General features: G+C 70.5%; 7 protein-coding genes. 2 read left to right on the forward strand and 5 right to left on the reverse strand.

What is annotated here, in order from left to right:
• Positions 1-324: 324 nt before the first annotated feature.
• Together GO608_RS01145 and GO608_RS01150 are read left to right on the forward strand one after the other, a co-directional pair.
• A complete protein-coding gene (locus tag GO608_RS01145; RefSeq protein WP_211159492.1) occupies positions 325-1,734 on the forward strand; it encodes a sigma-54 dependent transcriptional regulator in 1,410 nt (469 codons plus the stop codon).
• Positions 1,735-1,768: 34 nt separating this feature from the next.
• On the forward strand, positions 1,769-2,797 hold the full coding sequence (locus tag GO608_RS01150) for an immunity 49 family protein (protein ID WP_169199561.1): 1,029 nt from the start codon (positions 1,769-1,771) through the stop codon (positions 2,795-2,797).
• 24 nt (positions 2,798-2,821) lie between these two features.
• On the opposite strand, the gene GO608_RS01155 is transcribed toward GO608_RS01150, so the two are convergent.
• The 5 genes from GO608_RS01155 to GO608_RS01175 form a co-directional block, all read right to left on the reverse strand.
• Positions 2,822-7,129: an eCIS core domain-containing protein gene (locus GO608_RS01155; RefSeq protein WP_247002673.1), complete on the reverse strand. Its 4,308-nt coding sequence runs from the start codon at positions 7,127-7,129 to the stop codon at positions 2,822-2,824.
• Between the two features lie 126 nt (positions 7,130-7,255).
• Complete coding sequence (locus GO608_RS01160) at positions 7,256-7,870, reverse strand: immunity protein Imm33 domain-containing protein (protein WP_169199559.1); 615 nt, start codon at positions 7,868-7,870, stop codon at positions 7,256-7,258.
• A complete protein-coding gene (locus GO608_RS01165) occupies positions 7,867-12,465 on the reverse strand; it encodes an eCIS core domain-containing protein (RefSeq protein ID WP_169199558.1) in 4,599 nt (1,532 codons plus the stop codon). Before GO608_RS01165 ends, GO608_RS01160 begins: the two co-directional genes overlap by 4 nt.
• On the reverse strand, positions 12,462-14,603 hold the full coding sequence (locus tag GO608_RS01170) for an ATP-binding protein (RefSeq protein WP_169199557.1): 2,142 nt from the start codon (positions 14,601-14,603) through the stop codon (positions 12,462-12,464). Before GO608_RS01170 ends, GO608_RS01165 begins: the two co-directional genes overlap by 4 nt.
• Before the next feature lie 45 nt (positions 14,604-14,648).
• Positions 14,649-16,343 (reverse strand): hypothetical protein, encoded by a 1,695-nt coding sequence (locus tag GO608_RS01175; protein ID WP_169199556.1) that lies wholly within the window; start codon positions 16,341-16,343, stop codon positions 14,649-14,651.
• Position 16,344: the final 1 nt, after the last annotated feature.

Raw genomic sequence — 16,344 nt, forward strand, 5'->3', positions numbered from 1 at the left:
GTCAAGACAACATGGTGGTCAAGACAATGTGAATAGCGCGGGCAGCGGCGGATGCAGAACGATCGACGAGCATGGCCTTGCAAGGAGAAAACCGTGTGCTATACCGACCCAGTATGGGTAGTCAGTGCGCAACGGGCAGGGCCGCCGCCGCGTGCCGTGTCGTCGCCGTGACCGTGGACGCTTAATCTGCCCGGTTCTTACTTCAGATTGCTCGAACAACGATCGAAGGGCCGCGCTCGATCCGCATGGCCATCGAAACCCCGTGTCGTAGCGGATCATCCGGCTCCATTCGGTAGGACGCAACCACCTTGATTACCGCCGGCCATGGATACGAAGCTTGAGATTCAGTGTGCGGTAGTGGCTCCGCCGTCCGCCGCCGGGTCCGTTGTCGAATGGATCGCACGCTACCCGTCCCGGGATGGGATGGCGGTGCACGCTTTGTTGGAGGTCGATGACGAGCGCGTTGCGGACTCGTTGCACCGGCATCCGGCGGCGCCTTTCGACGCTATCCTGATGCTGGTTGCGAACAATAACGTGGCGGGGGCGAGGCGCTGGCTCGGAGCGAGCTTGCCCGGCAATACACCCGTCATCATCTTGAGTCGCAGGTTGCGGGCGGCTGCGATTCGCTCGTTGCTGCAACTCGGCGCGCGGGATTTCGTTGCCAGTGATTGCGATCAGGAGGAGTTGCAGCTGCGTCTTTGGCGGTTGTGCAGGACGCCTCGTTCGCGCCCCGGATCGGACTGCGCGCGAAGCTGTTGTCATCCCTTGCTGTTGCGTCTGATCGGGTCGGACCCGACGTTCCTGACCCAGATCGAGCGCATCCCCGTGATCGCCGGATGTGATGCCGGAGTGCTGATTCTTGGCGAGACAGGTACCGGTAAGGAGTTGTGCGCGCGGGCAATCCATGAACTCAGCGGACGAGCAGCGCGACCTTGGGTGGCGGTGAATTGCGGAGCGTTGCCGGCCGATCTGGTGGAATCCGAGTTGTTTGGACATGCGCGCGGAGCCTATACGAGTGCGAACGAGGCGCGCGTCGGTCTGATCGGCGAAGCCGAAGGAGGCACCGTCTTTCTCGACGAGATCGATAGTCTGCCGCAGGCGGCGCAGGCAAAGCTGTTGCGATTCCTGCAGGAGAAGGAGTACCGGTTGGTCGGCGACGCGCGGCCCCGCCGGGCCAACGTGCGCGTGGTCGCCGCCACCAACAGCGATCCCAGTGCGCTGGTCGAGGCAGGACGGCTGCGTCGCGACCTCTACCATCGGCTAAACGTACTTTCGCTGCATTTGCCGCCTTTGCGCGAACGTCGCGAAGATCTGATGCCACTGATCGATCATTTCGTCTGCCGCTTTGCCACCGAATCAGGGTGTCCCGTGCGCGGCCTGACGCGGGCGGCCTTGGCCCGCCTGGCCGAATACCGGTGGCCGGGCAACGTGCGCGAACTCGAGCATGCCATCCAGCGCGCCGTACTGTTTTGCCGCGGGGAATTCATCGACGCGGTCGATCTCGAGCTGCCGGCGGTCGAAGCGCCGCGGTGCCAGAACTTCCGTGCAGCCAAGGACCATGCCGTGAAAGCTTTCGAGCGCTCGTATATCGAGAGGCTGCTGCTGATGTGCGATGGGAACATCACGCACGCAGCCGAAGCGGCCGGAAAAGATCGACGCGCCTTCTGGCAGCTCATCCGCAAGCACGGCATCGATGCCGAACGCTACCGCGTCCCGGAACGGCACGACGGTTAGCGCGTCCCCAACGTTTGCAGACAGGTCGACCATCATGGAACTCGTCACCGCCCACGACGTGAATCTCGCGCAACTGAGCGCCACGCTCGACGATGAACGCGAACTCCTGGAGCATAAGCGCCGCTACCTCGACGCGGCGTTGTCGGTGCGCCTGCTGCATTCGGCGCTGACGGATGCGCGGCGATCGGTCGATGTCATCGCCCGCCTGTCGCCCGATTCGCCGGAACTCCCCGAGTGGTGCGGCTTCATCGCGCGCGCGACGGCCGCGTTGTTCACGTTCGCGCGTCGCCCTGAGCGTGCACAGTGGCGCCTGCTCGACATCGACCGTACGCTGAGCGATGAAGTCCGGCGGGAGTCCTTGCAGGCTTCGAGCTGGCTCACCGGCTTCTGGCTGGCGTGGGCGAGCCGGGATGCGTGTTCGCTGGCCTTGCTGACCCAGGTGCCGGCGGCGCTGCTCGCCGCGGACGAGGCTTTCGACCGCCCGCTGGTGCAGGCGCTGCAGGGCGCGATGACACGCGCCGCGGCCACCGGGGAGCGGCTCATCGAGGCCTTGGCACTGGCTGACCCGGAGCGTGTGCAGCGCACCGATCGGGACTGGCTGCTCGACATCCTCGTTCCCGTGTTCGAATGCCTGACGCCGCTCATCGACCATGACGAAGGGCGTTTCACCGCGGCGCTGGTCAAGCTGCTCGAACTGCGGCGCGACCATTTTTCGCGCGGCCGGGCGAAGGGGATGGAGGGCGTGCAGCATCTGTCTGAGGAGGGGGTCGGTCTCGTCGCCTGGTCGAAGGCGCTGGGTTTCGACGTGCCGGTCGCCTCGCCCTATCTGCCCGAGGCGCTGCTCGGCCTCGAGCCGCCGGAAGTCGTCGCCTGTGCAAGGTGCGCGACACCGGCCGGAGACGGCGAGCACGCGTGCCACGCGTGCGGCCACGTCGCCGCTGACGACGAGTTGCGTTTCGGCTTCGACGAATGGCTGGGGCTGGACCGCGACGACTGCCCGTATTGCGCCCATCCTTATCCGCTGATCGCCAGAACGTGTCCGGTGTGCCTGGCTGAGCGGTAGGGGAGGCCGGGAACGGGCCGCGGCCTATTTGAGATCGAAGGGGGTGACTTCGATTCCGGTGGCGACGCTTTTCTCGCCGAGGACGGTGCGCGGGGCAGCGACGATGTCGAACGGGATCTGTACCTTCTCGTAATGGATTTCCGCGGCTTTGCCGCTCAGATCCTTGCCGGTGGTCAGCGCCGCGCGCAGCTCCTTCGCCGCCTGCCTCGATTCCTTCGACGACGTGGGCCGGCTCATGTCGTCGAGGATCGCGTTGAAGTAATCCAGGCTTCCCTGCTGCACGTACTTGCCGTTATACCACTTGCCGCCCAAGGGGCTCGTGCCGCCCTTGGCTTCGATGACGAGGTAATGGACCTTGCCGTTCGCGTCGGTCCATTTGTCGACGCGGTCGAAGTCGCCCGCGCGCGAGCCTTCGCCGCCGTAGACCCGGGTCGGCCGCGCGTCGGCTGCCCAGGCGCGCTGTTTCGCCCAGGCATCGGCGGCCTGCTCGCCGAGCTTCTGGCTGGCGTCGCGCACCGCCTGGTCCCAACGCTTCGCGGCGGCGTCGTTGTTTTTCGCCAGCGCATTGGTGCGCTCGCGGCGGGCGCGGTCGCGCGCGGCGATCAGCTTGTCGATCGTCGCGCGCTGGCGCGGCGTCAGCAGGAGATCGCCTTCAGCGCGCTTGCCGGTGGTCCTGAACGATAGCTCCTCGGTCTTGCCGGGCTTTGCTGGCTCGTCGTACTTTTCGACGGTCCGGGGCACGCGGTTGGGGTTGTCCGCGCGCTTGGCTTTGGTGTACATGGCACCGATCTCGGCCTTCGTCAGGTTCGCGGCCGGGTGCGCTTTCTCGAACGCCGAGTTGAATTCGCTCAGCGTTCCCTGACTCCAGGCCGTGTCGATGCTGAAGCCGTCGATCGTCTTCTTCGCGTACAGGGTCGCCGGCTCGCTGAGGATGTCCGGCAGGTTGGCTTTGCCGAGTTTCCACGGTCTGATCTGCGCGAGTTCGAGCTGCTTCGCGCGCAGGTTGCTGATGTCCTCGTAGGCGCGGATCAACTCGTCTTCGGAGAGCGGATCGTTTGACTGTTGCAGCCGTTCGGCGATGCGCTTCTTGGCGTCGATCTCGATCTGGATCGCGGCTTTGGTCGCCGCGAGCTTTTCCCTGGGGGTCAGCTCGGCCCACGGTTTGCCGGGGTCGAGCTGGGCGAAGAGCTTCTTCATGCGCGGGTCGAGCGACTGCGCGGCGTGCACGCCTTCCTCGTACACGGCGGCGGGGGAGGCGTCTTCGGAGACGAGGATCTTGGTGACCTTGCCGTTCTCGACGACGACCTTGGCGGTGCGCTTGCTGCCGGCCGGGCCGATCTTGTCGGCGCTGACGATTTCCACCGGGGGCGCGGTGTCGCCTGCCTTCAGTGGCCCCATGCCGGCTTCGACCGCGGATTTGAGGTCGGCGTGGTGCTGAGTGCGGGCCTGGTCGGCCATGCGCTTGACGTCAGCTTCGGGCAGCCCGGCCTGTTTCGCGGTTTCCGTCGCCGCGGCGAGGCGCGTGGCGAGCGTCGGCTTCTCGACCGGCACTGGCGCCGGATGCGGTTCTCCCGGCGGCGGGGCGCCGAGGTCGGCTTCCAGCGCCTTGAGCGCCTGCACCTGCGGGTCGTGCGCACCCTTGGACTTTTCCAGCTGCTCGCGCGCGGCCTTGACTTCGGCATGCACGATCGGCAGCTGGCTGGGTTCGAGCCATGCCTTGACGGCTTCGCTGACTTCGCGCGTCGTCTTCGGCGCCCAGCGCGCGGGGCTGCCCCATTTGCGCACGTTCTTGGCGAGGCCGCCGACGACCTTGTCCTGGACGAACGCAGCCAGCGCGTCGACGACGTCGACGGCGAAGTAGGCCTGCGCGCGCGCGCCGGCGAAGTGGTTGACATGCATCGCGTCGAAGATCCAGCTCACCAGCGCGAGCACGGTGCCGAGCGGCGAGCCGCCGCTTTTCGCCATGATCTTGCCGATGATGCCGGAGAGGAGCCGGCCGATCGGTCCGAGCTGGGCGAGCGCTTCGAGCAGCAGGGAGATGGCCACCGCCTGCGCGACCGCTTCGGCGAGCACCTTGGGGGCGAAATACTGCAGGACGACGTCCTTGAGGTCGTGCTCGCGGTAGGCGACGTAGAGCGTCGCGCCGACGCGGAATACGGCCGAATCGTTGCGCGCGAGCCCTTCGCTCATCGAGCGTTCGAGCGACGCGATGATGTGCCCGGCCGACAGCTGGCTGCTGTCGAAGCGCTTGCGAAGTTCTTCGATGCGCGCGCGGGCGGTGTCGACGGTGACGTTGGTCGGCGCCGCGGTGAGGCCGTAGCGCGCCTGGCTGCGGCCTTCGGCGCCTTCGATGCCGTGCTCGCGGATCGCCTTTTCGCCGAGCGGGGCGCCGCCCGCCGATTTCGGGTGGTGCGTCTGGGCGAGCAGCGCGCCGGCCTGCGCCGAGGTGGCCCCGTACTCGGCCAGCGGGGCGGCCATCGTCTTCTGCTCGGCGACCTTGTAGCTGTCGTCGAGAATGCTCTGGTAATAGACGAGGTAGTGCCAGCCCTCGGCGGCCGTCGGGTCGCGCAGGAAGAGGTAGGTCGCGGCCGGGGGCGCGAGCTGCATCGCGCGCGCAGCGGGCAGCACCGGCACGCCGGCGTGCTGCATCGCCCACAACGCGCGAAAGGCCGCGCCGGACACGCCGATACCCTGTTCGAGCGCGATCTGGCGGTCCTCCGCGTGGGTTTCGATGGCGCCGTATTCAGGTACGAACTCGTGCACGAATTCGTAGTCGGGCATGAGGCCGGCGCCGGTCAGGTCGCGCAGGCGCGGCGCGCCGAGCGGCCCCCAGAGCGTCGGCAGCGCCAGCATCGCGTAGTTGGAGTAGCCGACCGGCTTCAGCAGCTGGTTCGCCATCCAGCCTTCGAAGCCGAGCTGCATCAGGCCCTGCGAGGCGTTGCGCCAGCCGCGCATGGCGTCGGCGATGGCCGGATCGGCGGCGATCGCGCGCGAAGGCAGGAAGGTGAACCAGCTGTCGAAGACCTTGACGAAGTCGTCGAGCGTTTGCGGCGGCGTTGCCGGGACGATCTTGCTGCGTGTGGTTTCGAGGTCTTTGAAGACTTCGTCGGCGCGGTTGGCGAGCGCCACCGACCATTTCTCGGCGGCTTCGTCGGCGGTGCGCGGGAAAGCTTCCTCCGGGGCGACCTCGACGCCCATTCCGCCCGGCATGGCCGTGGCGAGGAGTTCGGGCTTGGCGCCGAGCGCCTGCTGGGTGGCGGCTTCGCCTTTCTCGGTCTCGCGCATCTGGGCGAGGCGCCCGGAGAGCGGGCCGAGCTGCCGTTCGAGCGGCGTCGACGACGACGGGTCGAGCGGGGTTCCGACGAGCGCCGGGTCCTTCATCGCCTGGTCGAGGAGCAGCGCGTGCCGCGCCGTGCGGTTGATCTCGTCGCCGATCGTGCGTCGCTTGGCGAGATTGGCGGCAGGCGTCACGCCGGGGTCGTCGTGCAGGTCGGCGAGGCGCTGGCGCAGCTCGACCAGGTGCATCAGCGTGTCGTGCAGCTCGAACCACAACAGCGACGCGACCGAGCCGAAGCGCACCGCAATGCCGGCAAGCGCATCGACCAGCTCCGAGAAGCGTTCCTGCGCCTGCAGGTCGTCGGGGGCGGCGAGGTAGCGCGCGACGGCCAGCGTCCAGCCGCCGAGGAAGGACTCGGTGCCGACCGAGGGCACGCCGGATTCGAGCTCGCTCGGCAGGCCGGATACGGCGACGACCAGCCGCGGCGCGTTGACGAGATCCCACGGCGGGCTGGTGACCTGCGGCAGCACGGCGGCGCGTGCTTGGAAAGTCGCCAGTTCGCTGGCGTCGCCGATGTGCAGCGTCGCGTGCTTGACGAGTTCGGCGACGAATTCGGCGGTCGTCAGGCGCTGGTCGGCGAGCGCCCCCACCAGCGCGTAACGGACCCATTCGGCGTAGCGCCGCTCCTTCTGCTGCTGCGGGTCGGGCGGCACGTCCGGGTCGCGGGCGATGTGCTTGTCGCCGGTCTCGCGCTGGCGTCGCACGTGGTGCAGTTCGTGCGCGAGCAGCGCGCGGCCGGCCGGCGTTGCGGGAGCGAAGCGGCCGGCGGCGAAGTAGACGTCGTCGCCGCAGGTGAAGGCGCGTGCTTGCACGGCTTGCGCGCGCTGGGCGGCGGCGGCGTCGGTGTGCAGGCGGACGCCTGGGGGAACGTCAGGATGGTCGCCTTGCGCGGCGCGCTGGCCGGCTTCGCGTGCTGCCGCTTCCTCGGCGGCGCTTTCGGCGGCCGTGCTGCGCCGGGGCGGCGGTCTCGCGCGCGCGGCCTGCTGGGTCGCCAAGTTGTCGGCGCCCCGCCGTTCGGGGGCCGGTGGGGCAGAGAACGCCGGACGAGGTGCGGGAGAAGGCCGACGGAGCGGGGCGAAGCGGGACAGGCGCGTCATCCTGGTCTCGTGGCGCCTCGGCGGTCACAGCCGCTTGCGTCCGTCCGCATCGAACACCGCCGAGATCGCGTCGCCGTCGATGATCACCGCGAACCCGGGCGGCAGCGCGAGTGCGGACAACACGACGGGCCGCTGGCGCAGGAGGGTGAAGACGCGCTGCGCGTCGAACGCGTCCGCGTCATGCGCGGATCCCGGCTGCTCCGGCGACGAGATCGTCCAGCCGCTGTCGTCATCGCGCTGGGGGGGCGAACGGAAGAGCTGCAGCGTGCGCGATTCGAGCGCCCCGCGGGCGACGACGACGAACTGCTCGAAGCCCGCGTCCAGCGGTGTTGCGCCGACGCGGCGCACGAGCGCCGCCTGCTGCGCGAGCACGTCGAGCGTCGTGTCGACGCCTGGATGCTGGTCGCGCAGTGGATCGCCGGCGAAGTCCGGCTCGCTGACGACGAGGGCGCCGCCGTCGTCGCGCAGGGTCAGGATCGACCAGCCGAAGCGGACCTTCATGCCTGCGTGCAGCGGGTCGTCGCGGGCGATGCGGGTGAGTATCGCGAGAAAGTCTTCGGCGAGCGGCTGGCGGGACGGCGCGCAGGCGAGCGCGACGTGGCGGCCGCCGATGGTGCGCGAGAGCGTGGTCGTCGTCATCGGCTGACCCCTCGCCGCGCCAGCATTTCGTTGATCCTCGCCTGCAGCGTCTCGCGCAGTTTGGCCTCGGCCTGCGCCATCGCTGCCAGTTGCTCCTTGGTGTAGTGCTCGAGGCCTTGCGGCCAGGCGGCGAACGGACGGGCGTTGCGCGATTGGTTGGCCGCCGCCTTCATCGCTTTCAGATTGGTGAGTTCGTTGGCGAGCTTGAGCTGCTCGTCGGGGAGGAGCAGGAGGAAGCCGTCCATGTCGATCATTTCGCGCAGCGGGACCACGTGATCGACCCACATGTTCGACGTGGCGAGGGGCGCATGGCTGATCTCGTCGATCGTCTTGCCTTCGGCGTTCCGGGCGCGGGCGATGATCTGATCGCGCACGTCTCCCGGCGAGCGGGCGCGCAGCTGCTTGTAGACGCCTTCCGCGGTTTCGCGGCGCGCCTTTTCCGCCGCCTTGAGCAGGTTCGGGATCTCGATCTGAGTCGTCTTCGCCAGCTCGCGCGCGCGATCGGCGCGCGCGGCCTGAACGTCGGCGAGCGTCAGGCTGGCCGGGTCGCGCTCGCCGAAGACGGCCGCCAGCGTTTCGCGCTCGGACGGGCTGAGGGCACCGACGCGCATTGGCGGCTGCTGCGTTTCCAGCTTGCGCAGGAGATCGTATTCCTGCCGGATGAAGCCCACTTTCTCCTGCGCTTCGGCGACGCGCGCCTGCGCCGACTCGAGCTTCTGCAGTTTCTGCAGCTGCTCGGGACTCGGCGGCTTGGCGCCCGGAATGGTGGTTCCGCACAGGGTCTTGACGCTGAACCGGCACCACGTGCCGTCGGGACGTCGGCGCCAGACGTGCTGATTGCCCAGATCGACCTCGTCGACGTAGCCGGCGACGGTGCTGGGCTGCGGCTGGCTGGCGGCGACGACGTCGATCTCGGCCTGTCGCTCCGCCGCGGTCAAGGTCTTGCCGTCGGACTTGCCGGCGGTCTTCGCAAGGACCGCTTCCCGCTCCTTGCCGACCACTGTCCCGGGCGGGTGGCGCGCGGCGCTGCGGAAATCGGCATAGAGCTGTTCGCGCAGCACGCGCGCCTGATCCTGCGTCAGATGCGCTTCGAGCTTGTCGACGAGTTCGTTCATCGCCTTCAGGTCGCCGCGCAGCGCCGCTTCGCGCGCGGCTTTCAGCGTCGGCTCGACCCCCGCCTGCCTGAGCGTGCTTTCCAGCCCCTGCATCGCGACGGCGTTACGCAGCCACGAGGTGCCGTGCCCGAGCGTGGCCAGCGCGGCGCCGGCGACCGCGCCGCCGCCGAGGCCGGCGAGCCCGCCGACGAGCGCCGCCTGACCGACCTGCGCCAGGCCGTTGGCGATGCCGCGCCGCCACGTGCGGGCGTCGGTCATCGCGCCGAACGCTTCGCTGATGCTGCCGGAGAACGCGCCGTCGAGCGCGCCCTCGACGGCGCTCGCGGCCACTTTACGGGCGAATTTCTGCGTCGCCTGTTCGGTGACTTCGCCGGCCAGGCGGGCCGCGTTGCTGGTCAGCGCGCGGCCGCCAAAACCCAGCAGCTCGGTGCCGCGCGACGCGAGCTGGCCGCCGACGACCGCCAGCGCCGCATCCACCGCGCCGAGCAGCGCATCGCGGGCGCCTTCGTCGCTGAGGGCCTTGTAGTATTCGCCGCCGAACATCTCGCGCGTGACGACGCGGCTGCCGGCGCCGGCCGCCGCGGCGAGGGCGATGACCGCGGGCGTCGCGGCGCCGCCGGTGGCGGCGACAACGACGATGCCGGCCACCGTGGCCGCCACCATTCCGGCCATCTCGCCGATCATGTTGCCGGTATCGACGAACTCCTGCGTGCGCGACTCGAAGCGCTGATGCAGCGCGACCAGCGTCGAGTAGTCGATCATCGACAGCTTCTTGCGGTCGCGCACGCGCAGCCATAGCGCCTCGAACTCGCGCGCGGCAGCGTCCATCGTCTCGTCGGTTTCGGTGAAGTGCTGGACGACGCCGCGACCGAGCGCGAGCCGCGCGAGCTGCTGCTCGTACATGATCGCCGCGGCCTGGTAGCGCCCTTCGTCGCTGGCCAGTTCGGCGGCGGTCGGCTCCGAGCCGAGCACCGCGATGAGCACGGCCGTGAAACCGCTGCGGCTGAAGATGCCGGCGGTCGTCTGCGAGGCGCGCACTTCGCTTTCGAGCTTGCGGTAGGCCTGCAGCGCGTCGTCCTGCGCTTTAGTCAAGGCCCCGGCCGGCGGCTGCTTCGTCAGGAAGTAGCCGAGCTGCAGCTGCGCGCGCTGCTCCTCGCCGATGTCGGCGAACGCGTCGCGGATCAGCTCGACGTTGCCGCTGTAGGCGAGGATCTTGGCGAGCGGCAGCCGGCGCGGGTCGGCGAGGATTTCGCGCATGACCTTGCCGGGCTCGCCGGCGGCATCGGCGCGTGCGAACACGCTCGCGGCGCCGACGTGCTGGGTCGCTTCCTCTTCGAACTTCTTCTTCCACGCCGGGTTCTGCGCGATCTTGAAGACGACCTGGAAGAACTCGCCCCAGCGCGCGGCGTTGAGGGCGGCATGCGCCTGCGCATAGACTTCGTCGTAGCGGTCGGCCGCGATCGCATCCTTCACTCGCCTCTGCTCGCTGCCTTTCAGGCCGGCGATCACTCCCTGCACCGGACCGTTGTCGAGCACTTTCTGCCGGAACGCGATGTTCGCGAGGTGCTGGCGGTGTTCGCGCTCGCGCGCTTCCGTCCCGGGTGCGAGATCGACCGGCGGCGCATGCAACGTCTTGATGATCAGCGCGATCGCATCGGCGTCTCCGGCGGACAGGAGGATGCGCTGGCGGGCCGCGTCGATGGCGAATTTCTCGGCGTCCTTCGCCTCGACGAACTCGCCGAATCGTGCGACGTCGGCACCGAAGCCTTCGGCGCCGCGGGCCTCGGCGAGCATCGCCATGAAGGTGTTCGGCGGCAGCACGCCGGTCTCGCTGCGCTGGAAGTCGAGCAGCTTGTCGAGCTCCTTGAGTTCCTCGATGCGCGCCTCGGCCTTCTTGCGTTCGTCGGCGGACAGACCGGGCGACTTGAGCTTGAGCTGCAGCGTGCGGCGCTCGCGGAACAGCGCGACGACGCGGTCGACGACCGCCTGCACGCCGGCCGGGTCGTCCTTGCGCCGTTCGGTCGCGAGCTGCAGGCGAGCGATCAGCGCCTGCACTTCGCCGCCTTGGACCAGCTCCTGCAGCCGCTGCAGGCGCAGGTCGGCGAAGAAGTCGTCCATGACGAGCGCGCGCAGCTTCTGCTCGCGCGCTTTCCACAGGCGCTTGCGGTCGGCCGGCGACAGCTGCAGCAGCGCGGTGAAGAGCGGGTCTTCGTCGTCGCTGACGATGCCCTGCGCGCGCAGCACGAACTGGTCGACCGCCTCGTAGCGATCCTCCGGCTTGATCAGGAGCCGCGCCTCGTATTCCTCGGACGCTTCCATCTTCTTGTAGACGGCGTCGAGGCGCGCGACGTCGCACAGCGCTTCGCGCCGCTCGGCCATCGGCGTCGAGCAGATGACCTCGATCTGCGCCTGCTCGACGACCCGGTAGCCCTCGTCGTACAACGCGAGGCGCTCGAGCAGCGGGATCGCGGGCCACAGCAGGCTCAGGCCCTTGTTGGCGGTGGCCGCCGCGGCGCGACCGCTGGTGCGCAGCGAGCCGGCGAGCAGCGGCGCCGCGAGGCCGGCGCCCGGCACCAGCGGACCGAGCAGCGGCAGCGCCGTCGCGGCCGCGCTCTTCCACGCCGCCGCCCGCACCGGCGCAATCAGCCAGCGTTCGAGGAGCACCTTGTTCTCGTCATGGACCGCGGTGCGGATCGCCTTGAGCTCGGGAATCGTGCGCGTGTCGAGCCTGCCGGTCACCGCGTGGACGTCGCCGCGTCCGACGGCCTCCACGACGGGCTTGGTGACGCCGCCGTCGGCGACGCCGGGCGAGGGCCGGCACGTGGGCGCCGGCGGGCTTTCCGGCAGCGCCTCCTTGCAGTGCTCGGTCTGGCGGCGGACACGGTCGGGACCCGATTGGAGGGTATGGGCGAGTTCGTGCGCGAGCAGGTGGCGGCCCTCCTCCGAAGCGGGCGCGAAGCGGCCGACGCCGAAATAGATGTCGGCGCCGCGCGTGAAGGCCCGGGCACCGAGTGCGCGGGCCGCATGCGCCGCGGCGTGGTTGTCGTGCACGCGGACGTGGCCCAGGTCGGTGGCGAAGAAGCGCTCGAAGGGACGCCGCACGGCGGGCGCCATCACCTCGCCGCGGCTGCCGGCCACGCCGGCGACCGCACGCGTCGTGACGGGGGGCGGTGCGGGAGAGTCGTCGGCCTTCCGCGACAGAGTGGGACTGTCGGGCGCGCAGCCGGAGCAGGGGCGGGCGAGGGGGCGACTGGTGACGAACGCGTCGGCCTGGTGGTCCGCCTCGCGCTCGTCGGCGTCGCCCGGCTCACTGACCGTGAGCCGGGCGCGAATGCCGAGCTGGTGGAGGACGTCTTGGTTGCCGGCGGGCCGAGGCGTTTCTGCAGCCGGCAGCGCGGCGCCGTGCGTGCCGGGGTGCGGCCGCGCGGTGCGCGCCGGTCGGCGGCGGGCCGGGACGGGTTCGAAGTCCCGCGCCTTCATCGGGTCGGTTCTCCGGCAGGACGGCGATCGGCGCGTCCATCGGCGCTCGCGGTTTCGGCGAGCAGCGAGAAGTACTCGCGGAACTCGGCGACCGTAGATACCCGGCCGCGCTTGGTGTTCTGCCGAGCGACCGCGCGCAGCAGGTCGGTCATGCCGATGGCGCCGGCGGCGCGCGCCGCCTGGTAGGCCGCGTCGAGGACGATGTTGCGGATGTCGCCGCCGGCGAGCGCGAACTGGCGGGCGAGGAAGGCGAAGTCGACGTCGGCGGCGAGCGGCGCCTGCGGCGGGATCATGCGCCGCCACAGCGCTTCGCGGCTCGCCGCGTCGGGCATCGGGAACTCGACGACGAACTGCATGCGGCGCGAAAAGGCTTCGTCGATGTTCTTCGCGAGGTTGGTCGCGAGGATGACGATGCCGTCGTGGTCCTCCATCTTCTGCAGCAGGTAGGCGGTTTCGATGTTGGCGTAGCGGTCGTGCGCATCCTTGACCTCGGAGCGCTTGCCGAGCAGCGCGTCGGCCTCGTCGATGAACAGCACGGCGTTGGCGCGGCGCGCCGCGGCGAACGCGCGGTCGAGGTTCTTCTCGGTCTCGCCGATGTATTTCGACGTGACCTGCGCGAGCTCGATGCGCTGCAGTTCGAGCTCGAGCGTGCGCGCAATGATGCCCGCGGCCATCGTCTTGCCGGTGCCGGACGGCCCGGCGAACAGCGCCTTGACGCCGCGGGCGGCGCCGAGGCGCGCGGCGAAGCCCCAGTCGTCGAGGACGCGGCAGCGCAGCTCGATGGCGCTGACGAGGTCGTGCAGGCGGGCGCGGACGTCGCTTGGCACCATCAGGTCGCCCCAGGCGAACGGCGTGGATACCGTGCTCGTCGTGCCGGCGCCGGCGTCGCCCGAAGCGGCGCGCGCCGCGGCGAACAGTTGCCGCGGCGACGCCGCCGGCTCGCCCGTGAGCAACGCAGCGTGCGCCGCCGTGGCGGCAGCCTCGTGAATGCGCTCGGCACCGAGGACGAAGCGGTCGGCGAGCGCGTCGACGGGGGCCGCGTCGCCGTGCGCGCCGAGGGCGCTGCGCCACAGACGGCGGCGGGCGGACGCGTCCGGTTCGGGGAGCCGGATTTCGAGCGCGGGCGTTTCGGCCAGGAGCGGGCGCCAGCGGCTTCCTTCGGACGCCGCGAGCATCAGCGTGGGCGATCGCGCCGCCAGCCGCCGCAAAGGGGCCGCGACGGTCTCGACGTTGCGGCCGTCGGGGTCCGTCAGCGCGTCGAGCGGCGACGCGACGATGGCGACGCCGAGCACTTTTTGCATCAACCCGGCCGCCGCGACGGCGTCGGCGGGCGACGGCGCGGCGGCGAGCGCGGCGAGGTCGAGGACGAGCGCCGGGCAGGCGGCACGCGCGAAAACGGCCTGCGCCGCCAGGGCCGCGTCGCCGGCGCCGGGAGCGGTGACGACGAGCAGCGGCAGGGGCATACCGTCGTCGAGCAGGCGCGGCACGTGCGCCAGCGCTGCGGGCAGCTCGATCGCCCGGACGGCGTCGGAGTCGCGCGCCCGGACGACGCCGCTCAGGCGTTCGTCGATCCACGGCAGGCCCTGCAGCCAGCCTACGAGCGCCGGTGCGACGCGCAGTCCGCGCCGCGCGCGCGCGAGGTCGTGCTGGCCGGAGACGACTTCGACGGCGCCGCAGGCGAGCAGCGGCGCCTCGGGCGCCAGCAGACCTTTCAGCGCGACGGCGTGCGCCGCGTCGGCGGCCAGGAGCCGCGCCGCGAGTTCGGCGGTCGGCAGCCGCCGCGTCACGTCGTTGTTGAGATAGGCGTACAGGGTTTCGTACTTGCCGTCGAGCTCGGGCGCGAGGCACACGAGCAGCAGGTCCCGCTCGTCGTCGCTCAGCGCGAGCGCCGCGGCGACGTGCGACCAGGGCGACAGCGGCGCCGCGGCGCGTTGCTGCGCGATCGCGTCGGCCGGCTCGTCGGGGTGGGAGGCTACCGAGCGCAACAGGTCGTCGACCTGCTCGTCGCTGATGTAGAGGCCGCGGAATTCGTCGAGCGACAGCTCGTAGCGCGCCCGCAGGCGCTCGATCGCGCGCGCGATGCGGGTGTCGAGGCGGGCGAGCTCGGGAGCGAGCGCGGCGAGGGAGTCGGCGATCATGGCGGAGTCATCGTGAGGGTTGTCGCTCGCTGCATCGCGCCGCCTTCACCGCTCGGCCTCGATCCGCAGCGCGCGTCCGTCCGGGAACACTATCGTGCCGCGATTGACGCCGACGAGCGTCAGCAGCACGTCGAGCGGGGCGCGCCCCAAGCGCACCGTGATGCCGGCGCTGTCCAGCGCGACGCTTGCGCTCATCGACAGGCATTGGCTGCGCAGGTACGCCGGGCTCGATTCACGGCAGCCCGGAAGGCGCGAGGCGAATTCGCGCAGCAGGTTCAGCGCGACGACGGCGAGGACGTTGTCGAGCTCGCCGTGCGCCGAAACCGGGTCGTGGGCGTCCCACCAGGCGACCGCGGCGGCGACGTCGTCCGGCGCTCCGGACGAAGGCACGTTCGCCGAGACGAGCACGGCACCGGCCGGCAGTGCGGCAGCCACCGCGGAGGCCGCGCGCGGGGGCCGGTAGAGGCCGACGACGCTGCCGCGGTCCGCCTCGATCAGCGCGACGCGCCGGCGGCGTCCGGCGCCGAGCATCGTCGTGGCGAACGTACGCGATTGCAGCGGGACGATCGGCAGCGCCAGTACCTGCCGCAGCGACGCCGTTGGCGGTCGAGGGGCGTGGCCGAGAGCGCGGCGCAGCAGCGGATCTTCGGTGATGAGGGCATGCGCATCGCCCAGCAGCGCCCGCGCCGCGACCGCGAGCACGAGACCTTGTGCGGCGCCGCAGGGCTCGAGGGCGTGCCAGCGCTGCCACCAGCCGAGCCGCCCGAGCAGCGCGAAGAGCAGCCAGATGCCGCCCCACGCGCTGCGTTCGCGAACGGCGTCGGGGGCCGCGGCGTTCACCGTGCCCTGCCGGGCCTTGTTCAGCTCGTCGAGCAGTTCGTCGACTTCGGCATCGCTCCATGCCGCGGCTGTCTCCGGACCGATGCCGACGGCCGCGCAGCAGCGCAGCAGCGCGACGCGCGGCGACGAAGCGGCTGCCAGGATCGACGCCAGCGCGCCGGCGCGGGCACTGGCTCGCAACGTTTCGAGCGCATGCAGAGCGTTCACGGCAGCGCCTCCGGCCGCTTCCGGAACGTTGCGCGCGAGCGTCGTCAGCGCCGCGAGCAGGCGATGCCGAGCGCCGGCGAAGTGCTCGACGAGCGGCGAGGCGAGCGCTTCGCGCAGCGCGGCGAGCGAGGGCGCGGGGCCGTCGCCGGTCAGCGCGGACAGCAGCCGCTGTCCATCGGCCGGAGTCAGCGCCTGCAACACGCGGCGCGCGGCGTCGTCAGTCAGGCGCGCGAGCGCCGCGCGTCCGGTCGCCCCTTCGTCGCCGAGCACCGTGCGTAGCGCCGACGACAGCGGCAACAGGCGCAGCCCCTCGAACTCGTCGAACCACCAGCGCCGGTCGGCCTCGCCATCGGCGAGCGCGATGACGAAGCTGGCGACGAACTCGGCGCGGTCGGCGAAGCGGTGTACGCTCCCGCCGTCGCCGTGCACGGTCAGCGCGCGCATGAAGTCGCGGGCGAAGACGTGTGCCATCCGATCGTCGTCCCACGCAGCGTTCAGCGCGCAGTCGAAGCTCAGACGCTCGATGAAGACGAGGCTGTCGTCGTCGGCCCCCTCGAGGCCGACCGCGATCGCCTCGGCGAGCCGCCGCCCCGCCACGTCGCGCAGGCGGGCGAGCAGCGCGTCGGCGCGATCCGGCGCGGCCGTGGCGACGACGGAAAGGTGCAGGCGGTCAATGGTGCAGGTGGCGGGCATG

The sequence above is a fragment of the Aromatoleum buckelii genome (genome assembly GCF_012910785.2).
Taxonomy (GTDB): domain Bacteria; phylum Pseudomonadota; class Gammaproteobacteria; order Burkholderiales; family Rhodocyclaceae; genus Aromatoleum; species Aromatoleum buckelii.

Bases quoted from the DNA above. Each gene is read 5' to 3' on its own strand.
- GO608_RS01150 (WP_169199561.1), top strand. From the start codon at position 1,769: ATGGAACTCGTCACCGCCCACGACGTGAATCTCGCGCAACTGAGCGCC.
- GO608_RS01165 (WP_169199558.1), bottom strand. From the start codon at position 12,465: ATGAAGGCGCGGGACTTCGAACCCGTCCCGGCCCGCCGCCGACCGGCG.
- GO608_RS01145 (WP_211159492.1), top strand. From the start codon at position 325: ATGGATACGAAGCTTGAGATTCAGTGTGCGGTAGTGGCTCCGCCGTCC.
- GO608_RS01170 (WP_169199557.1), bottom strand. From the start codon at position 14,603: ATGATCGCCGACTCCCTCGCCGCGCTCGCTCCCGAGCTCGCCCGCCTC.
- GO608_RS01175 (WP_169199556.1), bottom strand. From the start codon at position 16,343: ATGCCCGCCACCTGCACCATTGACCGCCTGCACCTTTCCGTCGTCGCC.
- GO608_RS01160 (WP_169199559.1), bottom strand. From the start codon at position 7,870: ATGACGACGACCACGCTCTCGCGCACCATCGGCGGCCGCCACGTCGCG.